Source organism: Acidobacteriota bacterium (genome assembly GCA_030949985.1).
In the GTDB taxonomy this organism is placed as follows: domain Bacteria; phylum Acidobacteriota; class Polarisedimenticolia; order J045; family J045; genus JALTMS01.
This window is the reverse complement of record JAUZRX010000023.1, coordinates 113,693-138,591: the sequence shown is the minus strand read 5'-3', so window position 1 is coordinate 138,591 and position 24,899 is coordinate 113,693. Positions and strand designations below refer to the sequence as shown.

The window sequence follows — 24,899 nt, the reverse complement described above, 5'->3', positions numbered from 1 at the left end:
GCGCCGGCCCCGGGTTCAGGTTTGACCCCCGCGGGCCTTGGGCCGTATTCTCGCGGCCGCGCGACGACCATGGAGAAAAGACGATGAGAGCCGGCTGGATGACAACCTGCAGGCCTGCCCTGTTGCTGGCGGCCGCGCTGCTCGTCGGCTGGGGCTGCGCTTCCGGCGGGGCCCGCATCGCCGAAAAGCAGAAAAAGGGTCCGCTCCACTTCTTCCGCCTCGCCCAGCTCTTCTATGAACAGGGCAAGGTGGACGAGGCTCTCGAGCAGCTCGCGCGTTCCCTGGCCCTCGACGATTCCCTGCCGCGGACATGGTTCTTCCGGGGGCAGATCTACAGCGCGGAGGACCGCTGCTCTCAGGCCGTGGCGGATTTTCGCCGGGCGCTGACGATCAATCCGCACTACACCGAGGCCAGGATGTATCTGGCGGACTGCCTGGAGCGGCTGGGGCATCCCGACGAGGCGTTGGCCGTGCTGGGCGACGCCCTGCGGGACGGCCGTTTTCCCTACCCGGAGAAAATCCACTACAACCGGGCGATGATCTACCTCCGCTCCGGGCGCCTGGACGATGCGTTGGCTGCCTTGCGCCTGGCGGTGGAAGCCCAGCCGCGCTACTACAGGGCCCATTTCGAGATGGCCAAGATTCTCGAAGAACTCTCGCGCCTCGGCGAGGCCCTCGAGGCCTACCGCACGGCTGCGCCGGGCTTTTCCAAGGATCCCGAGTTTCTGCTCGCCCGGGGCGGCGCCTTGCTGCGTGCCGGGCGTGTCGACGAGGCCGGCCCGATGTTGCGCCGCGTGGTGGCGCTCTCGCCGGGAAGCCCCGCGGCGGAGCAGGCGAGCCGTCTGCTGGAGTTGATCGACTGATGTTCGGAAGACTGCGGGAGCGGCTGCAAAAGGGGTTGCGCAAGACCCGCCAGGCCCTGGCGGACAAAGTGGCGCAGCTGGGGCTGGCGGGGCGCAAGGTGGACGAGGCCCTGATCGAAGAAGTCGAGGAGATCCTCGTCACCGCCGACCTGGGCTACGAACTGGCGGAAGAGCTCTGCGAGCACCTGCGTCACGCCGCTCGAGGCCGGGAGCTGAGTTCCACGGCGGAATTGATGGAACTGCTGGAAGAGGGCCTGCTGGCACGGATGCCCGAGCGTGCCGCCGAGCTGCGCCCGGCTGCCGGACCGCGGGTGACCCTGATGGTGGGCGTCAACGGTTCGGGCAAGACCACCACCACCGGCAAGCTGGCCGCGCGGCTGGCGGGGGAGGGACGGCGGGTGATCGTCGCCGCGGCGGACACCTTTCGGGCGGCGGCCGTCGAGCAACTGGTGGTGTGGGCCGAGCGTGCCGGGGCGCGGGTGATTCGAGCGCGGCCGGGCAGCGATCCGGCCGCGGTCGCCTTCGACGCCGTCCGGGCGGCCAAGGCTGGTGACTACGACGAGGTGCTGGTGGACACCGCCGGCCGGTTGCACACCAAAAAGCCGTTGATGGACGAACTGACCAAGATCTCCCGGGCCGTGGCCAAGGAAATCGAGGCGGCGCCCCACGAGACCCTGCTGGTGGTCGATGGCACCACCGGCCGTAACGGCATCGCCCAGGCGCGGGAATTCTCCCAGGCGGTCGGGGTCACCGGCCTCGTGTTGACCAAGCTCGACGGTACGGCGCGGGGCGGTGTCGCGGTGAGTATTGGCCGGGAGCTGGGCCTGCCCGTGCGATACGTGGGCATGGGCGAGGATGCGGCGGACCTGCTGGACTACGACCCGGCGGAGTATGCCCGGGGCCTGGTTTCGGGTGCCGAGTTCCATTCCGGGGCCCCCGGCAGCGCGTGATGCGCAAGTCCGACCGGAGCTGGCTCGAGCGGGCTGTGGAACTGGCCTTGCGGGCGGGCCGGGCCACGGCTCCCAATCCCCGGGTCGGTGCGGTGCTGGTCGCCGGTGACCGGGTGGTAGGGGAGGGCTGGCACCAGCGGGCGGGGGAGGCCCATGCCGAGGCGCTGGCCCTGGCCCGGGCCGGGGAGGCGGCCCGGGGAGCGACGGCCTACGTCTCCCTCGAACCCTGCGCCCACCACGGACGAACCCCTGCCTGCGTGGAGGCCCTGGTGGCGGCCGGGGTGCGGCGGGTGGTGGTGGGGGCGGTGGATCCGGATCCGCGGGTCCGGGGGCGAGGGATCGAAGAACTGCGGCGCGCAGGCATCGAGGTGAGCCTGGCCCGTGACACGATGGCCGACCGGGCTCGCCAGGCGGTGGAGGAGTACCTGGTTCACCGGGAGCAGTCCCGCAGCTACGTCGTGCTCAAGGTCGCCGCCAGCCTCGATGGACGCATCGCCGACCGCCGGGGCGACTCCCGTTGGATCACCGGTCCCGAGGCCCGCGAGCACGGGCGCCGCCTACGCTGCCGTTACGGGGCGATCCTGGTGGGCGTGGGCACCATCGCGGCCGACGATCCGCGGCTTTTGCCGCCTGACGGTCCCCAGGCGGGAGCCTTCGTCCGCTGCGTGATCGATCCCACCCTGCGTCTCGATCCGGCTTGCCGGCTGCTGGCCCCCGCCGACCGCTGGTCGCCGGTGATCGTCTACGCCAGCGATCGCGCCCCCGCCGGGCGGCGGCGGGCGCTGGAGAGCGCCGGCGCCACGGTCGTACCGCTCGGAGCGGAGGCGGAGGTCTTGCCGGTGCTCGAGATCCTCCGGGATCTGGGTCGGCGCGAGGTCCTCGGGGTGATCGTCGAGGGCGGGGGACGAACAGCGGCGGCTTTCCTGGCTGCGGGCCTGGTGGACAAGATCCACTGGTACCTCGCCCCCAAGTTGCTGGTGGACGCCGGTGCCCGCCCGGCGGCCCATGGCGGCGAGCGGCGGCTCGGGCAGGCCTGGCAGGGCCGCGTTGCGCAAACCCTGCCCCTGGGGGACGATGTGCTCTTGACCGTTTATCCCAGGCGATCGGAGTAGCGTTGTTTACGGGTCTCGTCGCGGGAATCGGCCGGCTGGTCCGCTCCGTTCCGCGGGGGCGGGGGCTTGCCCTGGCCATCGAACACCACCTGGCCGGCGAGCCGCCGGCCCTGGGAGAAAGTGTCGCCGTCGATGGCTGCTGCCTGACGGTCGTGGCAAGCTCGGGACCGGTGTTCGAAGCGGAGCTCTCGCCGGAAACCCTCGACCGTACGGGAGGCCGGCGGCGCTGGCGTTCCGGCCGCCGGGTCAACTTGGAGCGGGCGCTGAAGGTGGGTGACCGCCTCCACGGCCACCTGGTCCAGGGGCACGTCGACACCCTGGCGCGGATCGTCTCCCTGGGCCGGGAAGGAGACGGCTCGGTGCGGCTGGGCGTGGAAAGACCCGCTTCCGCCGGCGGGTTGCTGGTGGAAAAGGGCTCGGTGACCCTCGACGGGGTCAGCCTGACCATCGCCGGACTCGACCCGCGCCGCTTCGAGGTCGCCCTGATCCCCGCCACGCTGGCGGCGACGACCCTCGGCGAACGCGAGGTCGGCGACGAGGTGACCGTGGAGTACGACGTACTCGGCAAGTATGTCCAGGCGGCCCTGGATTCCGGGGCTATTCGGCGGAGTGGAGTCCCGTGGTGACGGGGTGACGCCGGCCAAGGAGCGCGAGCAGATGCCTTTTGCAACCATTCCCGAAGCGCTCGAAGACTTCCGGAAGGGTCGAATGATCGTCGTCGTCGATGACGAGGACCGGGAGAACGAGGGAGACCTGACCCTCGCGGCCGAGAAGGTGACTCCCGAGGCGATCAACTTCATGGCGCGCCATGGGCGGGGCCTGATCTGTCTGCCGATGACCGGCCGGCGGCTGGACGAACTGCAGATCCCGATGATGGTCAACGAGAATTCCTCGCGCTTCGGCACGGCTTTCTGCGTCTCCATCGAGGCCAGTCGGGGTACGACCACCGGGATCAGCGCCGCCGATCGGGCGGCGACGGTGCTGGCAGCTATCGATCCGGCGACCCGGCCCGAGGATCTGGCCCGGCCGGGGCACATGTTTCCCCTGCGGGCGGCGCCGGGTGGGGTGCTGCGGAGGGCCGGGCAGACCGAGGCGGCGGTGGACCTGGCCCGGTTGGCCGGGATGTATCCCGCCGGGGTGATCTGCGAGGTGATGAACGAGGACGGCACCATGGCCCGGGTGCCCGATCTGGAGGTCTTCTGCCGGGAACACGGGCTGAAGATGATCACCATCGCGGAACTGATCCGCTATCGCATGCAGCACGAGCGGCTGGTCACCGAGGCCGCGGCGCCGGCGTTGCCCACCGAGCACGGCACTTTCCGCGCCCACGTCTTCGAAAACGAGGTCGATGGCGAGGCCCACCTGGCCCTGGTGATGGGAGAGATTCGATCCGACGAGCCGGTACTCGTCCGGGTGCACAGCGAGTGCCTGACCGGCGACGTGTTCGGTTCGCGGCGTTGCGATTGTGGGCGGCAGCTCGATACGGCCATGGCCCGGATCGCCGCCGAGGGCAAGGGCGTGGTGCTCTACCTGCGCCAGGAGGGTCGTGGCATCGGCCTGGTGGCCAAGCTCAAGGCCTACGAGTTACAGGAGGCGGGCCAGGACACGGTGGAGGCCAACCAGGCCCTGGGTTTCGGGGCCGATCAGCGGGACTATGGCCTGGGGGCCCAGATCCTCTTCGAACTGGGGGTGCGGCGGATTCGCCTGCTGACCAACAACCCGCGGAAATTCGTGGCGCTCAAGGGCTACGGGCTGGAGATCATCGAGCGGGTGCCCCTCGAGATCCCCCCCACCGACGAGAATCGTCGCTACCTGCGGACCAAGAAGGAAAAACTCGGCCACCTGCTGCAGAATCTCGATGGCGGAGAATGAGTCCCGCCATCCTCGTCGCAGCTCATCTGCTTGACGGGGAAGGAGATTCTGGTAGATTGCGGCGTCTTGCGCCTTCCCGCGGAAGGCAGAGGGTTTGTTGTGTTTGACGCGCTGAACGAACGCCTGGGAAAGATCCTGGACAGGATCAAAGGCGGGGGCCGGATCACCGAGGCGGAACTCGATGCGGCCCTCCGGGAGATCCGTCTGGCCTTGCTCGAGGCGGACGTGGCCTTCAAGGTGGTCAAACGCTTTCTCGCCCGGATTCGTGAGAAGGCCCTGGGAGAGGCGGTACTCGAAAGCCTCAGCCCGGGCCAGGCGGTGGTGCGCATCGTCCGGGACGAATTGGTCACCCTGCTCGGCGGCGAGTCCGCCGGCAAGCCCCTGGACCTGTCGGGGCCGGCTCCCGCGGTGGTGATGCTGGCCGGCCTCCAGGGATCGGGAAAAACCACCACCTGCGGCAAGCTGGGCCTGTGGCTCAAGAGCCAGGGCCACTCGCCGCTGATCGCGCCGGTGGATCTGGCCCGTCCCGCGGCCGTGTTGCAGGCGGTGCAGGTGGCTCGGCAGGCCGAGGTGGCCGCCTTCGAGCACGACGGCAGCGGCACGCCGGTGGAACGGGCCCGGGAGGCGGTGGACTACGCCCGGGCACGAGGCTTCGACGTGGTGCTCCTCGACACCGCGGGTCGTCTGCACGTGGACGATGCGTTGATGGACGAACTGGCCCGGATCGAGCAGGCCGTCCGCCCGCGGGAGATTCTCTACGTCGCCGACGGGATGACCGGGCAGGACGCCGTGCGATCGGCCGAGGCGTTCCACGAGAAGGTGGGCCTGACCGGCGTGATCCTGACCAAGATCGACGGCGACGCGCGGGGCGGGGCGGCCTTGTCGGTGGCCGAGGTGACCGGGCTGGCGATTCGCTTCGCCGGCATTGGTGAAAAACTCGACGGCCTCGAACTCTTCGATCCGGGTCGGATGGCCGGGCGCATTCTCGGCATGGGCGACGTGCTGGGCCTGATCGAGAAGGCGGAGAAGGCCTTCGACGAAAAGCAGGCCCGCCAGTTCGAGCAGTCGATCAAGAGCAAACGTTTCACCCTGGTCGAGTTCCGGGATACTCTCAGGCAACTGCGCCGGATGGGGCCCCTCGATCAGCTGCTGGGGATGATTCCGGGGATGCGCCTGCCCCGCGGGGTGGAGGTCGACAGCAAGCAGCTCGTCCGCCTCGAGGCGATCATCGACTCGATGACTCCGGCCGAGCGCCGGGACCATAAATTGCTCAACGGTTCGCGCCGCAAGCGGATCGCCCGCGGTTCGGGGACCAGCGTCCCCGAGATCAACCGCTTGATCAAACAGTTCGTTCAGATGCAGAAGATGATGAAAAAAATGAGCCGGTCCCCGGGGCGTCCTTCCCTGGGTCGCCTGCTCGGACGATGAGCACCGGCGGGCGCGGCCCGCGAGGAGGCAAGCAGTGCTGAAGATCAGGCTTCGCCGGGAGGGATCCCGCAATCACCCGTTTTATCGAATCGTCGTTTCCGATTCCCGCAAGACTCCGGGAGGGCCGGTGGTGGACACCATCGGTTTCTACAATCCGCGCAGGGATCCCCCCGAGGTGAAAGTGGATCTCGACAGCTACAACAACTGGATCGGCAAGGGCGCCCACGCGACGCCGACGGTCAAGAGTCTGGCCGAGGGTGTGTCCAAGGCCGCGGTGGCGAGCGCGGAATGAACGATGATCTGCGGTTGAAGGCCTTCCTGCAGGAAGTCGCTTCGCGGCTGATCGGTTCGCCTGAAGGTATCGAGGTCTCCGTGCACGACGGACGGCGTGCCACCCGCTTCGAGATCCACGCGCCGGCGGAGAGCCGGGGCCAGTTGATCGGCAAGGAGGGGATGACCATCCGTTCGATTCGGACCCTGGCGTCGATTTCGGGACACAAGAACCGGCGTCGCTTCGAGATCGAGATTCCGGGTTAGGTCATGGACGGCTCTCCCGCCAGCAGGGGCGAATGGCTCGCCATCGCCCGTATCGGCCGGCCCTGGGGCCGGAAGGGGGAGGTACACGTCGAACTCCATACCGACTGGCCCGAGCAGCGGCTCGAGGCGGGGCGGGAACTGGAACTGGTGTGGGACGACGGCCGGCGGGAAGCGCGGCGTATTCGCGCCTGGCGCGCGACCCCCAAGGGCGCCGTCATCGCTTTCGAAGCGGTGGACAGCATCGACCAGGCCCGGGAGTTGACCGGGGCGGTGCTGGGCGCCTGCCGCGAGGATCTGCCCACCCCGGAGGGCGAAGTGCGCGTGGCGGACCTGGCCGGGCTGGTGCTGGTCGACACTCGGGGCCGGGCGGTGGGGCGGGTGCGCGAGGTGGAAGAGGGTGTCGCCAGCGACCTGCTGGTGGTCGATCTCGAGGGCGGGGGCGAGGCCCTGGTCCCCCTGGCGCCGGCGATCTGCAAGGTGGTCGACGTCGAGGGAGGGAAGATCGAGGTGGACCTCCCCCCGGGCCTGATCGACCCCGAGGCGGCCGAGGTGGCGGGAGAGTCGGCTCCATGAGCACCGCGTGCCGTCTGCGGGAATTCGACGTGCTGTCGATCTTCCCCGGGATCTTTCCCGGTCCCCTGGCCTTCGGGGTCACCGGCAAGGCCCTCGAGCGCGAAATTTTCCGGCTCCGCGTGCACGACCTGCGGGCCTGGGCCGATCCGCCTCACCGCCAGGTGGACGACGCCCCCTTCGGTGGCGGGGCGGGGATGGTCTTCAAACCCGAGCCCCTGTTCCGTGCGGTGGAGGCCATCCGTGACGGCTGGGCGGGCCCGGGCAAGGTGATTCTGCTCGATCCGGCCGGCCGGCCTCTCGATGCCGAGGTGATCGCCCGGCTCAGCGCCGAGCCGCGGCTGCTGCTGATCTGCGGTCGCTACGAGGGGGTTGACGAGCGGGTGCGGGAAGAAGTGGTCGACGAGGAGATCTCCATCGGCGATTATGTTCTCTCGGGAGGCGAGCTTCCGGCGATGGTGCTGATCGACACTCTCGCCCGGCGGATTCCCGGTGTGGTCGGTAAAGGAGCTTCGGTGGAGCAGGACTCCTTCGAAAACCGGCTCCTCGACCACCCCCACTATACTCGGCCCGCGGAATACCGGGGCCTGCGTGTGCCGGAGGTGCTGCTTTCCGGCCACCACGGAGAAATCGAGAGCTGGCGGCGGAGGGCGGCACTGGAGCTGACCCGCCGTCGGCGGCCGGATTTGTTCACTGCGGCTGCGGCCCCGTCCGATCGAGCCGGCGGAACGGAAACGAGGAAGACATGAGCGACAAGATCATCAGCGGCATCGAACAGGCCTACCTCAAGTCGGAGATTCCCGACTTCGCCCCGGGCGACACGGTCAAGGTGCACGTGCGGGTGCGAGAGGGCGAGAAAGAGAGGATCCAGGTCTTTCAGGGCGTGGTCATCTCCCGCAAGCACGGCAAGAACTCCACGGCTTCGACCTTCCGCGTGCGGAAGATCTCGAGCGGTATCGGCGTGGAGAGGGTTTTCCCCCTTCACTCGCCGATGATCGCCAAGATCGAGGTGGTGCGTTGCGGCCGGGTCCGCCGGGCCAAGCTCTACTACCTGCGCGGACGTTCCGGCAAGGCGGCCAGGATCAAGGAGCGTCGTCGGGCCTAGGTTCGGTGGGCGTCGATCACAGCCGGCTGCTGGCCGACGCCGAGCAGGCGGCACGCCGGGGTGACATGCAGAAGGCGGCGGCCTGTTACCGGGCCCTGGTGGATGCGCGTCCCGACGATCGTGTCCTGCTCCAGCGGCTGGGGGACGCCCTGGCCCGCTCCGGCGAGGCCGAGGAGGCGTGCGAGGTGCTCGCCCGCCTGGCCGATCTCTATCGCGCGGAAGGTGATCAGCATCGCTCCGTGGCGCTGCTGCGCCGGGCCTGCCGGCTCGCCGACGACCGGAACCTGCTGGACAAGCTGGGCTGCTGGCTGTGCGAGCAGGGGTTGTCCGCCGATGCCCGCCAGCCCCTTCTGGACGCCGCCCGGCTCCATGAGGCCGCCGGCGATGCCGCCGCCGCCCTGGCGGTCTGGCGCCGGCTGGCGGAAGGCCCCGCGGGGGGGCTCGAGGCCCTGCGGCAGATCCTGCGCCTGGGAGCGCCCGACGGCTCCCATCCCCTGTCCCCGCGTGAGCGGGCGACGCTCGCCCTGGGCCTGTCGCGACAGGGGGCGCTGGAAGAATCGATCGAGAACTTCGCCGCGGCGGCGGAGGCGGGTACGGCCATGCTCGACGGGGGAGGGCTCGAGCATTTCGCGCGGGCCTTCCAGCGCCTCGGCGAGGTCCCCCGGCCACCGCGGCAGGCCGACTCCGCCGCCATGGCCAACTGGACCCTGCTGCGAGCCGCCGTCTTCGAGTGTCTGGATCGGCGGGACGAGGCACGGCGGGAACTGCTCGAAGCCCCGGCCGCGGACTGGCCGGCTCCCGCGCGCCTGGCGGTGGCCCGTCGGCTGACGGCGCTCGAGGCCTACGACGCCGCGGCCGGTCTCCTGCTCGACCTGGGGACCTCTCCGGCGGGGGTCAGCGAACACGCCTTGCGGGACGCGCTGAGCGAGCTGGTGATGCGGGATCCCGGCCAGCATGCCGTGATGGAGCGGCTGCTGGCCGTCTCGCCGCCGCCGGCCGGGGAAAAGGTGCCGGACGATGATGAGGTTTCCCCTTCGGCGGAGGCAACGGACCCGCCGGGTCTGTCCCCGGTCCTGCGGGCCCAGGTACTGGAGGTGGAGTCTTTCATCGCCCATGGCATGTACTCCCGTGCCCAGGCGGCCCTGGCTCGGCTGGCCGGCGCGGCGGGGCCTCACCCGGAAGTTTCGCGTCTCGAGCAGGAACTCGCGGCGCTTCGCCCGCCGCCTCCAAAGGTCGCCCCACCGCCTGCGGAGGAGCCGCCACCCCCCCCCCTGGCCATGGGCCCGGGGGAAGACAGTGGCGGGAGCGACGACGAGGAGTGGGTGATCGACTTCGACGAGGCGACGGGGCCCGTGGCGGCCCGGCCCACTCCGGCGCCGGAGCCCGGGCCGCCTGCCGCCGGGGGTGCCTCCCGTCCCGGAGACCTCGAAGGCCTCGACGCATGCCTCGAGGAGGCTTTGCCGGAAGAGGACCTCGAGACCCGCTACCAGATGGCCGTGGGGCTCTGGGAAATGGAGCTGAGGGAACAGGCCCTGGCCCTCTTTGCAGAAATCGCCCGCACCCGGGGATCCCGGGCGGTGGACTCGGCACTGATGGCCGTGCGGGCCTGGACCGATCAGGGTGAACTCGAGCGCGCCCTGGGCCTGGCCGCTGAAGTGCTCGAGGCGGGGCTGCCGGGGGACGGCCCGGGTGACAGTGAGGCCGAGTTGCGGGCCCGCGCCGCCCTTCTGGCCCACGCCGTGGGCAGGTGCGAGAAGGCCACCGCCTGGCTCGGTGAACTCGAGCGTCTGCACCCGGATTCGCCCATGCTGGGCACCGTGCGGGAACGACTGGGGTCGTCAAAAACTTGACATGAAGGAGACGGGATTCCGACACTTCGGGTCGGATTCCCGGTCCCCCTGTTTTCATAGCAAGTTCTTTTATTATCTGCACTTAGACTCGTCTTGCATGGGGAACGGCAAGAAGCGAGGCTCCCGGGTGTTCATGCTGTGTTCATGTCGGGAGAGCCACCTGTTCATGTTTTTGAAAGCTTCAACCCCCCATAGTTCAGGGGCTTCGGCGGGGGTGCGGCGCATGGTGGCGCCAGATCGAACGGGTTTGGCACGGTGCGTGCTAATACGTGGGCAAAAGAAGGCGCGCGGGGCGCGCCATCGGCGCGGCGGCCGGTGAAGCGGATTGACGCGGATTGCCTGACCAACACCCCTTCCCAACCCCTTCCCTTGACGCTGGAGTGTAGAGCCGGCCGCCGCCAAACTTCCCGCCATGGCACCAGGTGGGTGCCGTTTTCGGGGAAGGCAAGGCAAACCCGACAAAGAGCGAACAGAGTTGCGGATCGCGCCTGCGAACGTCCTCCTGCGGGCGCAGGCCCGGTGCCGACTCCGCGCTGAAGCGGCGGCCAGGGGGGCGCCGAACTCGACCCGGCCCTTGCGCTCCTCCCCGAAAGCCCGGGAACGGCCCACCAGCGCTCGGGTCCCCGGGTCCGCGCTCCCGGCCGGGGGGCCGAGGCGGAGGTCGTCATCCCCCCGGGGTGGGCCACCCGCACCATGCGGCGGGCTCCGGCCTGGGGCAGAATGCCGCCATGCTCGTTCAGAAGTCGGTGGATGCCGGCCGCGAAGCCGGCGGCCTTGCGATGGGCGCGGATCGGGCCCTGCTCGAAGCGCCGGACTTTCGTCCCGGCAGCGGGTGGCGCTTCCGGGTCCACGGCTGGGTCGGACCGACCCTGACCCTCGGTCGCGGCCAGCGCCCCCCCGACGAGCTTTTGAAGCACGCGGAGCGCCGGGGGGTGGAGGTGGTCGGGCGGCCCACCGGCGGGGGATGGCTGCTCCACCTGCCCGGTGACCTGGCCCTGACCGGCGCTTTTCCCGGTCCCCTGGGCCGGGGTGATCTTCGGGGCTGCGCGAGAGTGGTGGGTCGGCTGATCGAAGTCGCCCTCGCCTCGTGCGGGCTTCCCGCCGGCGTCGTCGATGGACAGGCTGTCGCCGGTCCGGGGCCGGGTCGTGCGGAGATCTGCTTTCAGCGGGCGGACCGGGAAGAGGTCGTGGTCGGGGATGTCAAGGCGGCCGGCGTGGCCCTCGCCCGGGTGCACGGGGCGGTTCTGATCCAGTCGGCGATCCCCCTGGTCGCCCCGCCGGATGCGCTCAGGGCCTTCGCCGATCGCTGGGATCCAGCCCGTCAAGCGGCGGTGCGGCGCCTCGGGGGGGTGGACGAGAGCCTGTTGACACGCTGCCTGCTGCGCGCGATTCGCGAGCAGGACGGCCGGGGAGGTTAGATCGATGCGTCGTCGTGGTGTACCCGGGGCCGAGGGGCTCCTCCTGTTCTGGCTGCTGGCGGTCACCGGGGCTTGTGCTCCTCCGCGACCGCCGGTGGCGTCGCCTCCCGCAACCGGCCCAGCCCTCGAGAACCCTGCGGTGATCGCCCAGGTACTCTATCGGGGCGAGGCAAGCAGTGACCAGCCCTTGGTGCTCGAGCATCTGGCCGACCGCGGCGCGATGGTGTTGACGGGGGCCCCCACGCCGTTCGAGGCCTGGAGCGCCCTGGTCGACCCGGCGACCGGGGTGGAGATCGTCCACGACGAGCACGGAGAAGCCCTGGCCCGGGCTGTCGCCAGGCGCATCCGCCTGGCGCTCGGTGACGAGAAGGCGGCGCGGCTGGTGGTCCAACGGGGCCCCCAGGTGGATCCCGGGGCCGGGATCTGGGTTCTCCGGCCTCGCTGGGAAGACGGACGGCTGCAGCCGGACCTGGCGGCTTCCACCGCTGCCGACGCCCCGCTGCCGCCGCTGGTTTTCGCGGATCTCAGGGAGGTGCGGATGGCCGGCGGGCTGTGGGAAGCCGATGTCCTCATCGCCGCCTCTTCACCGCGGGCCGCTGCCCTCGGTGTCGGGCACCTGTTGAGCGCCCGGTCCCGGGGGGCCATCGGTGATCCGGCGGTGGAGGCGGCCGCCGTCGGGCTCGACATCGGACAGGTGATCTGGGAGAACGCGGTGGTGCTTCGGTGATCGCTCGCCGGTCGTTCCTCCTCGTCCTGGTCGTTCTGCTGGCCCTCGCCGGCGTGGGCGCCGCCAGCGGCGGCGACGACGCCGATGAGTGGGTCGAGGTCGACTACTCGAGCCTGGTGGACCGGCGGCGGCTGACCCATTCGGGCCAGGCCGTCGGCGAATGGCTCGACCGGCTGGCGGCCGAACCGGGAAACAGCGGGACCCGGGAACTGGCGCTGCCACTGCTCGACCCTCTGCTCGAACCGATGGCCTTCGTCCTGCCCGATGCGCTGGACACCCTCCAGGGGGTTCCGGGGCGGGAGCTGGTGGAGTTGGGCTGGCTGTGGGAGCCCGGTGAGGCGGCTCCCGCATGGGTCGAGTTGCTTCGTGCGCGGAAATGGCTGCTCGAAAGCGACGGGGAGGGCTTCGTGCGGGTCTTCCTCCCGGCACCGGAAAACGGTATTCCTTCCGCCCTGGCCGCCCGGCGGGCCTTCGAGCGAGCCTGGCCGGGATTGCGCCATCCGCTGGCGGCGGAGTGGCGGCGGTTGCAGGCGGCGGGGAAACGCCCCCCGCAGCTGAAAGTCGAGGTCTATCCCTACCGTCACGACCTGGCTCACTCCCGCTTCTTCCTCGGCACGGTGCCCCATGGCCGGACTCTGGACACCCAGACCCCCGCGCCGGCCGCGGAGGTGGACCTGGGGATCTTCGAGCCTTTTCTCGGCGCCGGGGGCTGGCAGATCGAGGGGGCGCGCCTGCGTGAGGGTGAGCTGGTATTGACGGGCAGCCGCCCCCCGGAGCCGAAGCCGATTCCCGGTGGCCCCCTGACCCTCGCCGACGTGGCGGTGGCCTATCGAGCCGTCTTCCACGGCTCCCTGGCGCCGCCCTACATGAGCCTCGACCGCTCGGCCTGGCCCCATCGCCTGGTGGTGAACTTCGGCGGACGCCTGGCCGATACCCGCCTGGGCTGGATCAGCCTGCTCTGCGATGCCCGCTTCAAGACCTTCAGCACGGGTTTCGGTCCGCGCTCCTGGCTCGACCGCCGGGCGGCGATACACCAGCACGTACCGGGATTTCTGACCCACGTGGAGCGTTTCGCCCGGGACCCCCGGAGCGTGGGCTCGTCGGGGCAGCAGACCCGGCTGTGGTTCTATCCCGACGAGGTGGACCTGACCCTCTCTTCCCAGGGAGACCTGCTGGCCCTGCGGCGGGTGCGCATGGCCGCCGCGGCGGAGAAGGTGGGGAGCCTCGATGATGCGGGACGTCCCCGGTCGGTGGCGCCCTGGACCCGGGCCCTGACCCGGGAGATCAACGCCTCCTACGACCGACTGGCCCGGGTCTTTCCCGAACTCGAGGGTCTCGACCAGCTCTCCCGCCTGCTCTCCCTCTTCACCTGGCTGCGTCACCTGCGGGATGCGGGACAGGCGACCGGCGACCTGGATCTGCTGCTGGCCGTGCCGTTGCCGGCCTTCCCCACGCCGCGGACCTTCCCGCAGATGGTGGTGGTGCCGGCGATCCCCGCTTCGGGCCCCGGCGCGATCGATCTCTTTCCCCGCCTGCCGGTGGTGCGAGCCATGGACAACCTGCTGCCCCGGGCCGGGGAGCGTCTGCCCGCGGCGCTCCGGCTCCGGCGGATCCAGGGCGTGCTCGACAGGCGACACCGCGGCGAGGCCCGGATGCTCGAGGCGCTCGGTCGGCAGGGGGCCGGTGCGAACGGGGAGGAAGCCCTCGACCGCCTGGTCTTCGAAGCCGAGCGGGTGCGCCTGCACCGGCTTTCCCTGGCCACCGTCGGGGAGACGGCCCGGCAGCGCCTGCTGGCGCGAGACCAGGCGGGGGAGAAACTGCGGGTCTTCAGCCTGAGCATCGGCGGACTGGACCTGGACTTCTCGAGGGCCCTGGCCACGGCTCGTTCGGTTTCCATGGGCCTGGGCCGGGCCGTCGCGCGCCCGACTCCGTCGCCGGCCGTGGCTCGAGGACCCGCCGGCCGCCCGCCGCCGGCGGAGAAGGCGGAGCAGCGAAGCTGGCTCGACCTGCCCGACGCTCTCGAGGCGCCCGTGATGCCGGCCCACGGTGCCGGGGTCCCCGGAAGCTCTCGCTTCCGGTCGCGGCGTCAGGCCGCTGTGGAGGCCCGGCGGGGGCTGAGCGAGGTGGATCTGCTGCCCTCGAGTCCCTGGCGGCACTTGCGGCGCCTGGAACTGGAAGCCGGCGGCCGGCTGGGGGCCATTCTCCGCATCGAGAGCGGGCGCAGCCTGCACTACCGTCTCGCCCGCCTGCGGGGGAAGCTTTCGGCGCGCCAACTTCCCTGGCCGGCCGGCCCCCGGTGGGGACCGGCGCTCAGCGCCCCGGGCCCCGGCGTTGTCGTGGGCCGTCTCCAGCCGGCGCCGCGGCCGGGAGGCCTGCGCCTGGAAATCCCCCGGCCGGGCGAAGAGCCGGGGTGGGTGGAACTGGGGCCGGCATCGGCCCGGCGCCTGCTGCTGGGTCCGGAAGTGGACCTCGCCCCGCCTGGCACCGGGGTTCCGTCCCTGGTGCCGCCGGGAGGCCCCCTGGCAGGCTTGCGCTCCCTGCTGCTGGAGCTGCCGCCGCGACTGCTCGATCCTCTGGGCCCCGGCGCGGCGCCCCTGCCGCCGGTCCTCGATCCGCTGCGTGTGGCGCCGGCCCTGTCCCGCTGGTGGGCCGGCACCGGTTCCTCCGTCGCCGTGCTCGTCCGCGGAAAAAACGGCCTGGCCCGGCGGCAGGCGCTTCGAGCCACGGGATCCCTCCCGGCTCTCCTGTTGCCGGCCGAGGGGCTGGTGGGGCCGGCCGCCGCGTTCGGTGAACGCCTGGCCGGCGCCTGGGAGGGGCCGGTCCACAGGGGCGGCCTGCCGGCGAAGGTGGAGCCGGTAGTGCTCTTCGTCAGCGCCGATCCGCCCGGAAGGGCATGGGAGCAGGTCCAGGCGATCGCCCGCCAACGGTCCATGAAGGGGCGGGCGCTGGCCGTACTCACCCTTTCCGGGGCCAGCGCCCCCGGCGTGGCGCCCCGGGTGGTGCAGGCCGGCTCTCTGGCCGGCCTCGGCGTGGCCTCCCGGCAGCCCGGCGACGAGGCGATGCTGATCGACGAGTTGCTGGACTGGGCGCGGGCTCTGTCCACCGGTGAGGGCGGGCCGCCCGAGGGGGCCGGTGGGCCGTTCACCTGGCTCTACTAGCCGGTCCGCCCGGGATGCCCCTTCCGCGCCAGGCACCGCGTTCGAGACGCCCGCGTCCGGGGTTGACCCTCGGGCTGGCGGGTCTGCTGATCGTGGCTTACGGCCTGCTGGTCGTGGTGTCCCACCGGGTCGACGAGCAGGCGCGCCGGCGGTGGGTGGCGGCTGGGGGCAGCCTCGAGGAACTGGTGCGGCGCTACCCTTCGAGGGAGACCAATGCGCTGGCCGGCCAGGTCGAGGCCGTCGCCGCCGGGATGGGCCTTCGGCTGCGACCGAACTGGGAGCAGGGGGGCGTCGTTCCCGCAGCGCCGGCCGCCGCGGGGTGGGCGTCGGTCCGGGAACTCCTGGGCGATGCCCTGGCGGCCACCCTGCAACGGGATCATCCGCGTATCGATCCGCTGCCCCGGGAAGTGGCGGCCTATCTCGACCGGCAGGCGGGCGCGCTGGCCCGACTCCGGGCGCTGCTGGCCGGCCCCGTCGCCCCTCTCTGGCGGCGGGAGCTGGAACGGGGTCCCCGGGCGCGCCTGCCCAACCTGCCGGGACAGATCGGCCTGCAGCAGGTGCTGACCCTCGATGCGCTCGAGGCGATCCGCCGGGGGGACCGGGCGCGTGCCGAGGCAGACCTGGAGGCATCCTGGTGGTTGGGCACCTCTTTGCGAGAGGACCCGGTGCTGATCGAGCAGTGGGGCTCGATGGTGGTGCTTCACTTCCAGGCCGGCGTTCTGCGACGTCTTGCACCCGCGCCGGATCGGTGGCGGCGGCGACTCGCGTCGGTCGGCGGGCGGCGCCTTTTCCTCGACGCCTTGCGGCATGAAGTCGCGGCCCTGTCGAAGATCGATCCCACGCGACTGACGGGTGATCTCTCCCTTCCCGAACGGCTGTTCGGGGCCCTGGCGGCGCCCTACCTGCGGATTTCCCATGCCGATGCCCTGGGGCGCTGGCAACAGGCACTCGATGGCCTGGAGGCGCGGGACAGTCTTTGCCCACCCGTCGGGCGCGACACCCTGGACTGGCGGGTGGCCGCCCCTCCCTGGTGGAATCGCCTGGAGGACAGTCTGCAGGCCGGCTTCTCCGCCAGCCGGCGGCTGCTGCACGTCCAACTCGACCTGGAGTTGACCCGCCAGTGGTTGGCGCTGGACGAGCTGCGGCGGGAGGCCGGCTCAGGGCCGCTGCGTCTGCCGCCGGCGGGAGACTCGGAGGCCTGCCCCGGTGAGCGCTGGATTCCCACCGTTTTGCCCGATGGTGGGGTGGCGCTGCGTTTGAGCCGCGCCCTTCCACCGCCACCCGGTGGCTGGGCGCCTCCTCTTCGCTACCGTACGGGGCCTTGAGGCCGGCCCGGACTTCAGCGACGCGCTCCGCCGGGCCGGCCGCCAGTGGCTCTCACTCCCGCAGCCACGACCGGGCGAGTTCCGGCTCCAGGGCGCTGGGCGCCAGCCGCGGGAACCAGCTGTCGTCCACCTTCAGGCCGAATTCGCCCCGCTCCCGCGCCCTTTCGAGGCGGGCGCGATCGAGGCGTCCTTCCCGGATGGACAGGTGCAGCAGGAAACGCCAGCTCCACGAGATGGGATGCAGGTCGTTCTTCCAGGGCAGCCAGGGCTGACAGGTCACGCGGACCGCGGAGGTGGTGGGCGTGATCTCGTCCCGGGCCGACCAGGCGGCGGGGAGGTGGCCGATGCCGGTGGAGGCGCCGGGGCGGAGCCGCTCGAGCAGGACGCTGCCGTCACCTTCGGCGGCGGCGAGGACTTCCCGGGGATCCCAGCGGCAACGGGCATTGTCGATCAGCATCAGGGCGGGCGCGCCGGTGGTGGGCACGAGGGCCGCATGGTCGCCCATGGGCAACTCCCAGAGCCGAGTCGGTGAATCGAGGAAGATCACCGAGGGCTCGACGAAGATGGCGTGGCCTTCGTGGCCGCACAGGGCGGGAATCAGCAGGCGCTGGGCGAGCAGGGAAAGGCTGCGCGCGGCGGGCCCGAGGATTTCCGCGAGGGCATCGTCCAGGCGCCGCACCTGGATGCCGCCGGCCAGCCGCTGAAGCTGGTGCTGGAGCACGAGGACCGGGACCTCTTCGTCCGTCCGGGCCCCGATGAAAACGCGCAGCGGCCCGGGTCGGCTCTCGAGGCCCGGCCTGGTTCCACCGGGGCTCACCGGGGCGCCCTCCGGGGCGAGGCGGGCCAGGTAACGGCCGGCCTGGTCGATCTGTCGGTGCCAGGCGTCGAGAGGGTGCTCGGCTTGGGGCAGGGGACTCTCGCAGAGGAAGGTCCGGGCGAACGGGCTGGTGGCGGCGCGGCGGTAGAGGAAGGCCTGCAGGGCGTCCCCGGCGGCCACGGGACGATAACGCAGCAGGTCGGCCCGCAGCGGCTCGATCTCGAGGCTGGCGCGGCCGACGGCCGCCTCGAGGTCGAGGCCGGTAGCCGTCAGACCGGCGAGGGTTCGGGCCAGACTGCGTACGGGCGAAGAGGGGGACGGGGCCGGATCCTCCTGCCAGGACGCCAGATCGACGCCACTGCTGGCGGCGATCCGCGAGAGCACCAGGTCCCGTCGCCGGGAGGCGGCGACCAGGTTCCACCCGGCATCGGCGGAATCGGTGAAACCCCAGGTTCGGACCCGCGTGGCGCCGAGCACCATCGCCGCCATGGCCATGGGGATCTCGGCGCCGAAGCGGAAGGTGGTGATGCGGCCCGGATCCCCCGCCTCCACGAGCCAGCCGCAGCCGGTGTGCGGAAGGACCAGGTGTCCTGCCGCGGGCGTGTTCCACCACTGGGGGTGACTGTCGGGGGTGATCGCCAGCACCGACGGCGCGAGGGCGCGGGCCATCGACTCGGGGGGCGCCTGGCTCTTGCCCACCACGACCAGGTCGGCGCTCAGCCCCGCCTCGCTCAGGGCGAGGGCGCTTTCCGGGGTGGCGACCAGGGCCCACGCCTCCCGGTTCTCGCGCCAGCGCTCGACGACCACGGCGGACGGCGGAGCGGCTACGAGAACGGCCGTCGCTCCCTTCCAGCACCCCGCCACCTCGCGCAGCAGGGCCTTGCCCCGGGCGCCCTCGACGCCTTCGGCCAGCCGGGCCCAGCGCTCGGAGTCCGTGGCCCGGGGCAGGAGAGTCAGGGTCCCGGCATCGACCACCTCACCGACGATCTGGTCGAAACGCTCCACCCATTCGGGATGCGCCTTTTCGATGGCGGCGAGACGGACGACCGCCAGGCTGTCCGCATGGCGGCAGGCCTCGAGAAGCCGGGCCTGGAAGTCGGCGGGGTCTTCTTCGACCCAGACTTCAGCGGCGTCGCCCAACTCCCACTCTTCCTCGAGCCAGCGGCGAGACGACTCGGCGAGGCCGGGGACGGGTTCCCAGGCGACGATGCGGCAGGCGGGGTCGAGGGCCAGCAGGCCGGCGACGGGATAACCCAGGCCCACCCCCAGCAGGGCCACCACCTGGGGCCTTCGGCCCTCGAGGGGCAGGACCTCGGCGTAGGGCTGGACCGGGTCGTGCCAGACGGTCCCGTCGACCTGGAGGGTTGGGCAATGTCCGCGACTCTCGTCGGCCGGCAGCAACTCGATGCTCAGAGGTCCGCCGAGGGGGCTGGTGCCCGCCGCGGGGCAGGCTTCTCGCTGATCGTTCATGAAAAAGGCTCCCTTGCCGCTCAGAGGGGCGGCTCCCGGATGTATTCAAGATTCATGCCGCGGCTCGGGCGTAGATCCGGCTGACCGGAAAGCGCGCCCCGGAGGGGAGGAGGAGGGCGCGGTGGTGGGCCGGCGGCCACTCGAGCGTCGACTTTCCGTCGGCGTTCCCACCGCCCGGCGTCGGTCTCGTGACACCCTCCGCTGACCGCGTGCCGACAACCGCTCGGCCGAACACGGGCCGCTCGAGGGGAAGATCGCGTCAACGATTCAGGCGGGAAGACGTATAAAGGGCGCCCGGCTGGAGGTGGACATGAGCGATGGCATCCAGGCTTCGATCCGCATCGAGTCCGTCAGCAAATTCTATCCGGGGGGAACCCAGGCTCTCAACGCCGTGAGTCTCGACATCGGACCGGGGCTCTTCGGCCTGCTTGGTCCCAACGGCGCGGGCAAGAGCACGCTGATGCGGATCGTCTGCACGCTGCTCGAGCCCAGCGAGGGGCGGGTCCAGGTTTGCGGCTTCGACACGGTCCGCCAGCGGCTCCAGGTGCGGCGCGTGATCGGCTACCTGCCCCAGGAGTGGGGCGCCTGGCGCTTGCAGCGGGTGGAGGAGGTGCTCGACACGCTGGCCCGGCTTGCGGGGCTCGACGATCGCGCCCTCCGCCGGAGGCGCGTGGGGGAAGTGCTGGCGGCGGTCGGGCTCGAGCCGGTGGCTTCGCGCAAGGTCAAGAAGCTCTCGGGGGGCATGCTCAGGCGCCTGGGGGTGGCCCAGGCGCTGCTGGCGGATCCCCCCGTCCTGGTGGTGGACGAGCCCACCGTCGGTCTCGACCCCGAGGAGAGAATCCGCTTTCGGCAACTGATGGCCGGACTCGGCCGGGAACGGGTGGTTCTGCTCTCCACCCACATCGTTGCGGACCTGGGCGCGGGCTGCGCCCGGGTGGCCCTGCTCGATCGGGGCGAGATCGTCTTCCACGGTTCTCCGGCGCGCCTGGTGGCTGCGGCCAGGGGTCGGGTTTTCGAGGTGGAGCCGGGGCAGGCCGCGGCGGAAGGCGTGGAAGAGGTTTCCCGCACGGCGTCAGCGGCCCGGGTCGTGCTGGTCGGCGCTGCCCCGCCGGCGGGAGCCCGGGAAGTGCGCGAGCCGACCCTCGAGGAAGCCTACCTGGCGTTCATGGCCCGGCGTGGCGGGCACGGTTCGATTCTCCCGGAGGTGTCCTGATGGCCGGTTTCAGCAGGCTGTGGGCGATGGCGGCGATGGAAATGCGGCTCACCCGTCGCCTGGTGCGCTACTGGATCTTCCTTTTCGTGGCCGTGGTCTTCTCGCTGGCCCTGTTCACCTATCACGCCTCGATTCACTACTTCGCCTCGACCCACGCGGCCAGCTTCGCCCTGATCAATCCACGCTATTTCGCCGGCAGCTACGGGGCCAACTTCATCCTGCTCTACCTGCTGGGTGTGATCTTTCTCGCCTTCGACGTCCGCGCACGAGACGTAAGGGAGCGCATCCACGAGGTTCTCGACGCCAAGCCCGCCGGCAACCTGGAAATGCTGGCGGGCCGCTGGCTGGGACTGCTGATCGCCTCCTGGATTCCCATGCTGCTGATCTTCGGCTTCATGGTGGGGGTCGGGGGCATCTTCGGCGAGGCTCCGGAGACGGTCTCGGCGGTGCTCATGGTCAGTGCGGGTGCCCTGCCGGCCCTCGGCCTGGTCATTGCCCTGGTCTACCTGGTGTCCCTGGGTCTGCGCCACCGGCTGGCGGCAGCCCTGGTCCTGCTGGTCGCCTGGGGCCTGCTTTTCTCGGTACTCTCGGGATGGATCCCCGTCCCCTTCTTCCTCGTCCAGGCGATCGACATCACCGGGGCCTATTCGCTGAACTTCCCCTCCGATCTGTCCACGTGGCTTCCCGGATGGCCGGTGGTGGCCCAGCGGGTCGGATACCTGTCGTTGACCCTGGGCCTGCTGCTCCTGGCGGCGCTGGTCCATCCCCGTCGGGACGACAGTCGATCCCCGGGCCGGGTGACCGCCGCCGCGGTCTGCACCGCGGCGGGGGCGCTGCTGGTGGTGATGCTCTCCTGGTCCAACGGGGCGGATATCCGGCGCCTGCATCACTGGGAGCGGGTTCACGCCGCACGGGCCTCGGAGGCGGTGGCCGACCTGCAGCTCATCGAGGGGCGGGTCAAGCTCGATCCGGGCCGGCGGCTGGACCTGGATCTGCGCCTGACGGTGGCCGCCGCCGGCGACACGTCCCTCGATCACCTGCTGCTTTCCCTCAACCCCGGCCTGGTGGTCGAGCGTCTTGCGGTCGGCGGTCACGAACTGGAGTTCTCCCAGGGCGACGGCCTGCTCGAATTCGATCTGCCCGGGGTCCTGGAAGCCGGAGACAGCCTGAGTTTCGACCTGGAGGCGGGCGGTCTGCCCGATCCGCTCTTCGCGTACATCGACCACGCCTACCATCCCCTCGAGGCCAAGACCGATGAGGGGAACGTCTTTCTCTTCGGTTTCGAAAACGCGATCTACGAGCGGGGGCTGGTGGCCTTGCCGGCCGGCTGCCGCTGGTTGCCGGCGATGGGCGCCGAGGTGGGGCGGGGCTCTCCGCGGGTCCATCCCCGGGACCTGCACCGCGTGCGGATCGACGTGGAGGCTCCCGCCGGGTGGAAACTCGCCGGCCCCGGTGTGACGGCGCCCGTCGCCCCGGGCGCCGGCGGGGGCGAGGTGTGGCGCATCGACGGGGAGGTTCCTCTGCCCCCCATCGGGCTTTTCGCCGGGCCTTACGCCGAGCGCAGCCTCGAGGTGGAAGGCGTGACCTTCCGGGCTCTTGTCGAACCGGGACACCTCGAGCGTCTGGCGGTGCTGGCGCTGGCGGAGGGGGAGCTGCGCGAGTACCTGGCCGGGCTGGTGCGCGATGCCCGGGAACTGGGTCTGCCGGTTCCCGGAAAGGTGTTGACGCTGGTCGAGGTGCCCCATGCGCTCAGGGGCTATGGCGGCGGTTGGCGCCGGGATTCGGTCCAGGCCCAGCCGGGGGTCGTGCTGATGCGGGAGTCGGGACTCCCCACGGCCCGCTTCGACGTGGCTTTCGAAAAACTGGACGATGCCGACCCGGCCACGTACGAGGGGGGCAAGGCCCGGGCGATCTTCGATCGGACGCTGCTTTTCGTCCGGGGCGATACGGTCGGTGGCAACCCGCTGGTCAACGCGGCCCGCACGCTGGTGGATTTCCGCACCGCGCCGCGGGGACCGGGTGGAGAGGCGCTGGCTTTCGTCAACGAGGTGCTCGCCTCCCGGCTGCTGACCGGCGAGGCATCCTATTTCTCGACCCGGGTCTTCATGGGTCGTCGAGGCTCCCGGGTCATCGGCCAGGCGATAGCCCGCTACATGAAGAACCGGGACGAAGGGTTCGCCGCCGCGCTGGCGACATTGATGACCAGCCGGCCTTCCGTGTGGGAGGCGGCTCTTTCCACCAGCCTCGTGGACCTGGATCCCGACAGGGACCCGCAGAAGGCGATCGATGTGCTCACGCTCAAGGGCGGCGCGTTGAGTCGTTCGCTGATCGATGCGCTGGGACGGGAGCGGAGCGGAGCCTTGCTCGCCGGCCTGGTGCAGGACGGTGGTACGGCCGGCTACGGTCTCGAAGACTACCTGGACCTGGCCGGCGGGATCGACCCCGACCTGGCGGAGTGGTTGCGCCTGGGGATGGAGACGACGGAGCTGCCGGCGTTCCGCGGGGCCCCGGCGGAAGTCTATCGCCTCGAGGACGCGGCCGACGGGACACCCCGCTACCAGTTGCTGGTGCGTGTGGCCAACGACGGCGCGGCCCCCGGCCTGCTGCGCGTCCGGGCCGACCTCGAGGGCGAGGGCCAGGCGGCCGCCAGCCGGCTGAGCGATCCGATTCGCCTCGATGCAGGCGTCGGGGTGGAGATCGGCATGCTCAGCAGCGTGCCGCCGGCCGCGGTGAAGATCGAGCCCTACCTGGCCGAGAACCGCGGTGCCTTCGAGGTGCCCCTCGACACCGCCGAAGCGGAGCGGGTGCGCGCCGTGGCGCCGTTCGACGGGACCCGGCCCTGGTCCCCGCCTCCGCCGGACGGGGATCTCGTCTTCGTCGACGATCTCGATCCGGACATCCGCTTCATCGCGCCCGAGGCGGGCGGCTGGTTTCGCCGGAGCGTCGGCCGCCGGGAAGAACTCGACCACGGGCTGCCGGCCCGGGCCTTTTCCGGCAGCGGTCTGCGGAACTGGGCCAGGGTCGAGCGTCTCAGCGCCGCGGGGCGCTATCGCCACACCCTGGCCGCTGTGCGGGCCGAGCCGGGCGAACACCGGGTGGTGGTGCCCGCGCGACTGCCCGAGGCGGGAGAATGGACGCTCGAAGTGCACTATGCTGGGACGCCGGGAGCCGCGGCCCCCACGGGAAGCTGGCACTTCGGCGTCGAAGAGGCCTCGGAGGGAAGAGAGTTCTCCTGGAAGCTGGAGTTCGACGAGCCGGGTTGGTATCCGGTGGAGACCATGGATCTGCTGGAGGGAGACGTGGAGGTTTCCATAACGGCGGACGAGAACACGCGGTTGCTTTTCTTCGACGCGCTCCGCTGGAGGCGCACTCGGCCGCCGGGAGGTGGAGGGGAGGTTCGCGAATGAGGAGGCGGTGGAGCCGGATGCCGCTCCTCCTGGCGGGAGCGGGCCTGGCGGCCTGCTCGCCCCAGGCGCGCGAGGAAAAGATCGAGTTCCGTGTCCCGGTGCGGGTGCAGGCGGTGGGCACCGCTGACGTGGAAGACGGGATCGTGGCCACCGGCAGCGTGCGGGCCAGCGAGGTCGTCGCCTTGACGGTGGAATCGCCCGGTTTGCTGGAGATCGCCCGTCTGAAGGAGGGTGGTCGGCGACTGGCGGAAGGTGACCTGGTGACCCGGGGGCAGGCGATCGCCGCGATTCGCGGCGAGGAAGTCCGCCTGGCGGCACGTACCGAGTCGACCGAACGGCGCTACCTGACGGCGCTGCGCGACTACGACTCGAAGAAGAAGCTCTTCGAGGCCGGACTGATCGCCGAGCAAGAACTGATCGCGGCCGAGGCCGCTTTGGCCGACGCCCGCCTCGAGGTCGAGCGAAGCCGCTACACGGAAAAGCAGACCCGTCTCGTCTCGCCCATCGCGGGAGTCATCCTCGAACTGGCGCGCGACGCCACCGGACAGCCCCTGGCCGATGGCCAGCGGGTGACGGCGGGTTTCACCGTCGCGCGCATCGCCCCTCTCGACCCCGTGGTGGCCGACGTGGATATTCTCGGTCCGGACATCGCGCGGGTGAGGGTGGGACTCCCGGCCCGGGTGCGGCATCACGGCTGGCCCGATCACACCTTTCCCGGTCACGTGCTGCGCCTGGCGCCGACCCTCGATCCCAAGACCCGCTCCCTGCGGGTCGAGGTGGAAGTCGCCAACCCCGACCTGGTGCTCCGGCCCGGCATGTTCGTCGAGGCGACGCTGATCGCCGAGACCCGCGAGGGAGTGACGGTGGTGCCCCGCGAAGCGGTCACCGAACGCTCGGGACGCAAGGTGGTCTTCGTGCTGCGTGGCCAGAGAGTGGCCGAGCGGGAGGTGCGGCTCGGCCTGGGCGACGATGACGTGGTGGAAGTGCTCAGCGGGGTCGAACCCGGTGAGAAGATCGTCGTCAAGGGCCTCGAAACCCTGGCCGACGAGAGCCGAGTGCGCGTGACGGGGTCTTGAG

General features: G+C 70.9%; 20 protein-coding genes. 19 read left to right on the top strand and 1 reads right to left on the bottom strand.

The window, feature by feature from the left end; all coding sequences use genetic code 11:
- Positions 1 to 83 precede the first annotated feature (83 nt).
- From Q9Q40_06360 to Q9Q40_06285, 16 genes are all read left to right on the top strand, one after another.
- On the top strand, positions 84 to 863 hold the full coding sequence (locus tag Q9Q40_06360) for a tetratricopeptide repeat protein (GenBank protein ID MDQ7006837.1): 780 nt from the start codon (positions 84 to 86) through the stop codon (positions 861 to 863).
- Complete coding sequence (ftsY, locus tag Q9Q40_06355; protein MDQ7006836.1) at positions 863 to 1,813, top strand: signal recognition particle-docking protein FtsY; 951 nt, start codon at positions 863 to 865, stop codon at positions 1,811 to 1,813. Before Q9Q40_06360 ends, ftsY begins: the two co-directional genes overlap by 1 nt.
- On the top strand, positions 1,813 to 2,925 hold the full coding sequence (ribD, locus tag Q9Q40_06350) for a bifunctional diaminohydroxyphosphoribosylaminopyrimidine deaminase/5-amino-6-(5-phosphoribosylamino)uracil reductase RibD (protein ID MDQ7006835.1): 1,113 nt from the start codon (positions 1,813 to 1,815) through the stop codon (positions 2,923 to 2,925). The genes ftsY and ribD overlap by 1 nt, the downstream gene beginning before the upstream one ends.
- A 2-nt stretch (positions 2,926 to 2,927) precedes the next feature.
- Positions 2,928 to 3,551: a riboflavin synthase gene (locus Q9Q40_06345; protein MDQ7006834.1), complete on the top strand. Its 624-nt coding sequence runs from the start codon at positions 2,928 to 2,930 to the stop codon at positions 3,549 to 3,551.
- A gap of 31 nt (positions 3,552 to 3,582) precedes the next feature.
- Positions 3,583 to 4,797, top strand: a complete 1,215-nt coding sequence (locus tag Q9Q40_06340; protein MDQ7006833.1) for a bifunctional 3,4-dihydroxy-2-butanone-4-phosphate synthase/GTP cyclohydrolase II — start codon at positions 3,583 to 3,585, stop codon at positions 4,795 to 4,797.
- Positions 4,798 to 4,896: 99 nt separating this feature from the next.
- Positions 4,897 to 6,225, top strand: coding sequence for a signal recognition particle protein (gene ffh, locus Q9Q40_06335; protein ID MDQ7006832.1), 1,329 nt, complete (start codon positions 4,897 to 4,899; stop codon positions 6,223 to 6,225).
- Positions 6,226 to 6,259: 34 nt separating this feature from the next.
- Positions 6,260 to 6,517 carry a 30S ribosomal protein S16 gene (gene rpsP, locus Q9Q40_06330; GenBank protein MDQ7006831.1) on the top strand — a complete coding sequence of 86 codons (258 nt, stop codon included), beginning with the start codon at positions 6,260 to 6,262 and terminating at the stop codon, positions 6,515 to 6,517.
- Positions 6,514 to 6,762 carry a KH domain-containing protein gene (locus tag Q9Q40_06325; GenBank protein MDQ7006830.1) on the top strand — a complete coding sequence of 83 codons (249 nt, stop codon included), beginning with the start codon at positions 6,514 to 6,516 and terminating at the stop codon, positions 6,760 to 6,762. Before rpsP ends, Q9Q40_06325 begins: the two co-directional genes overlap by 4 nt.
- Before the next feature lie 3 nt (positions 6,763 to 6,765).
- Complete coding sequence (gene rimM / locus Q9Q40_06320) at positions 6,766 to 7,335, top strand: ribosome maturation factor RimM (GenBank protein MDQ7006829.1); 570 nt, start codon at positions 6,766 to 6,768, stop codon at positions 7,333 to 7,335.
- Positions 7,332 to 8,081 (top strand): tRNA (guanosine(37)-N1)-methyltransferase TrmD, encoded by a 750-nt coding sequence (gene trmD, locus Q9Q40_06315; GenBank protein MDQ7006828.1) that lies wholly within the window; start codon positions 7,332 to 7,334, stop codon positions 8,079 to 8,081. The genes rimM and trmD overlap by 4 nt, the downstream gene beginning before the upstream one ends.
- Positions 8,078 to 8,437, top strand: coding sequence for a 50S ribosomal protein L19 (gene rplS / locus Q9Q40_06310; protein MDQ7006827.1), 360 nt, complete (start codon positions 8,078 to 8,080; stop codon positions 8,435 to 8,437). The genes trmD and rplS overlap by 4 nt, the downstream gene beginning before the upstream one ends.
- Before the next feature lie 5 nt (positions 8,438 to 8,442).
- Entirely contained in the window at positions 8,443 to 10,287 is a 1,845-nt protein-coding gene (locus Q9Q40_06305) for a hypothetical protein (protein MDQ7006826.1), read from the top strand.
- Between the two features lie 728 nt (positions 10,288 to 11,015).
- Positions 11,016 to 11,705: a hypothetical protein gene (locus Q9Q40_06300; protein MDQ7006825.1), complete on the top strand. Its 690-nt coding sequence runs from the start codon at positions 11,016 to 11,018 to the stop codon at positions 11,703 to 11,705.
- Positions 11,706 to 11,709: 4 nt separating this feature from the next.
- Positions 11,710 to 12,432, top strand: coding sequence for a hypothetical protein (locus Q9Q40_06295; protein MDQ7006824.1), 723 nt, complete (start codon positions 11,710 to 11,712; stop codon positions 12,430 to 12,432).
- Positions 12,429 to 15,590: a hypothetical protein gene (locus Q9Q40_06290; protein MDQ7006823.1), complete on the top strand. Its 3,162-nt coding sequence runs from the start codon at positions 12,429 to 12,431 to the stop codon at positions 15,588 to 15,590. The genes Q9Q40_06295 and Q9Q40_06290 overlap by 4 nt, the downstream gene beginning before the upstream one ends.
- A gap of 14 nt (positions 15,591 to 15,604) precedes the next feature.
- Complete coding sequence (locus Q9Q40_06285; GenBank protein ID MDQ7006822.1) at positions 15,605 to 16,915, top strand: hypothetical protein; 1,311 nt, start codon at positions 15,605 to 15,607, stop codon at positions 16,913 to 16,915.
- 52 nt (positions 16,916 to 16,967) lie between these two features.
- On the opposite strand, the gene Q9Q40_06280 is transcribed toward Q9Q40_06285, so the two are convergent.
- Positions 16,968 to 19,202 carry a hypothetical protein gene (locus Q9Q40_06280; protein ID MDQ7006821.1) on the bottom strand — a complete coding sequence of 745 codons (2,235 nt, stop codon included), beginning with the start codon at positions 19,200 to 19,202 and terminating at the stop codon, positions 16,968 to 16,970.
- 310 nt (positions 19,203 to 19,512) lie between these two features.
- Between Q9Q40_06280 and Q9Q40_06275 the strand changes: the two genes are divergently transcribed.
- The 3 genes from Q9Q40_06275 to Q9Q40_06265 are packed head-to-tail and all read left to right on the top strand — an operon-like array spanning position 19,513 to position 24,898.
- Entirely contained in the window at positions 19,513 to 20,415 is a 903-nt protein-coding gene (locus Q9Q40_06275; GenBank protein ID MDQ7006820.1) for an ATP-binding cassette domain-containing protein, read from the top strand.
- Positions 20,415 to 23,822 (top strand): ABC transporter permease, encoded by a 3,408-nt coding sequence (locus tag Q9Q40_06270; GenBank protein ID MDQ7006819.1) that lies wholly within the window; start codon positions 20,415 to 20,417, stop codon positions 23,820 to 23,822. Before Q9Q40_06275 ends, Q9Q40_06270 begins: the two co-directional genes overlap by 1 nt.
- 17 nt (positions 23,823 to 23,839) lie before the next feature.
- Positions 23,840 to 24,898, top strand: a complete 1,059-nt coding sequence (locus Q9Q40_06265) for an efflux RND transporter periplasmic adaptor subunit (protein ID MDQ7006818.1) — start codon at positions 23,840 to 23,842, stop codon at positions 24,896 to 24,898.
- Position 24,899: the final 1 nt, after the last annotated feature.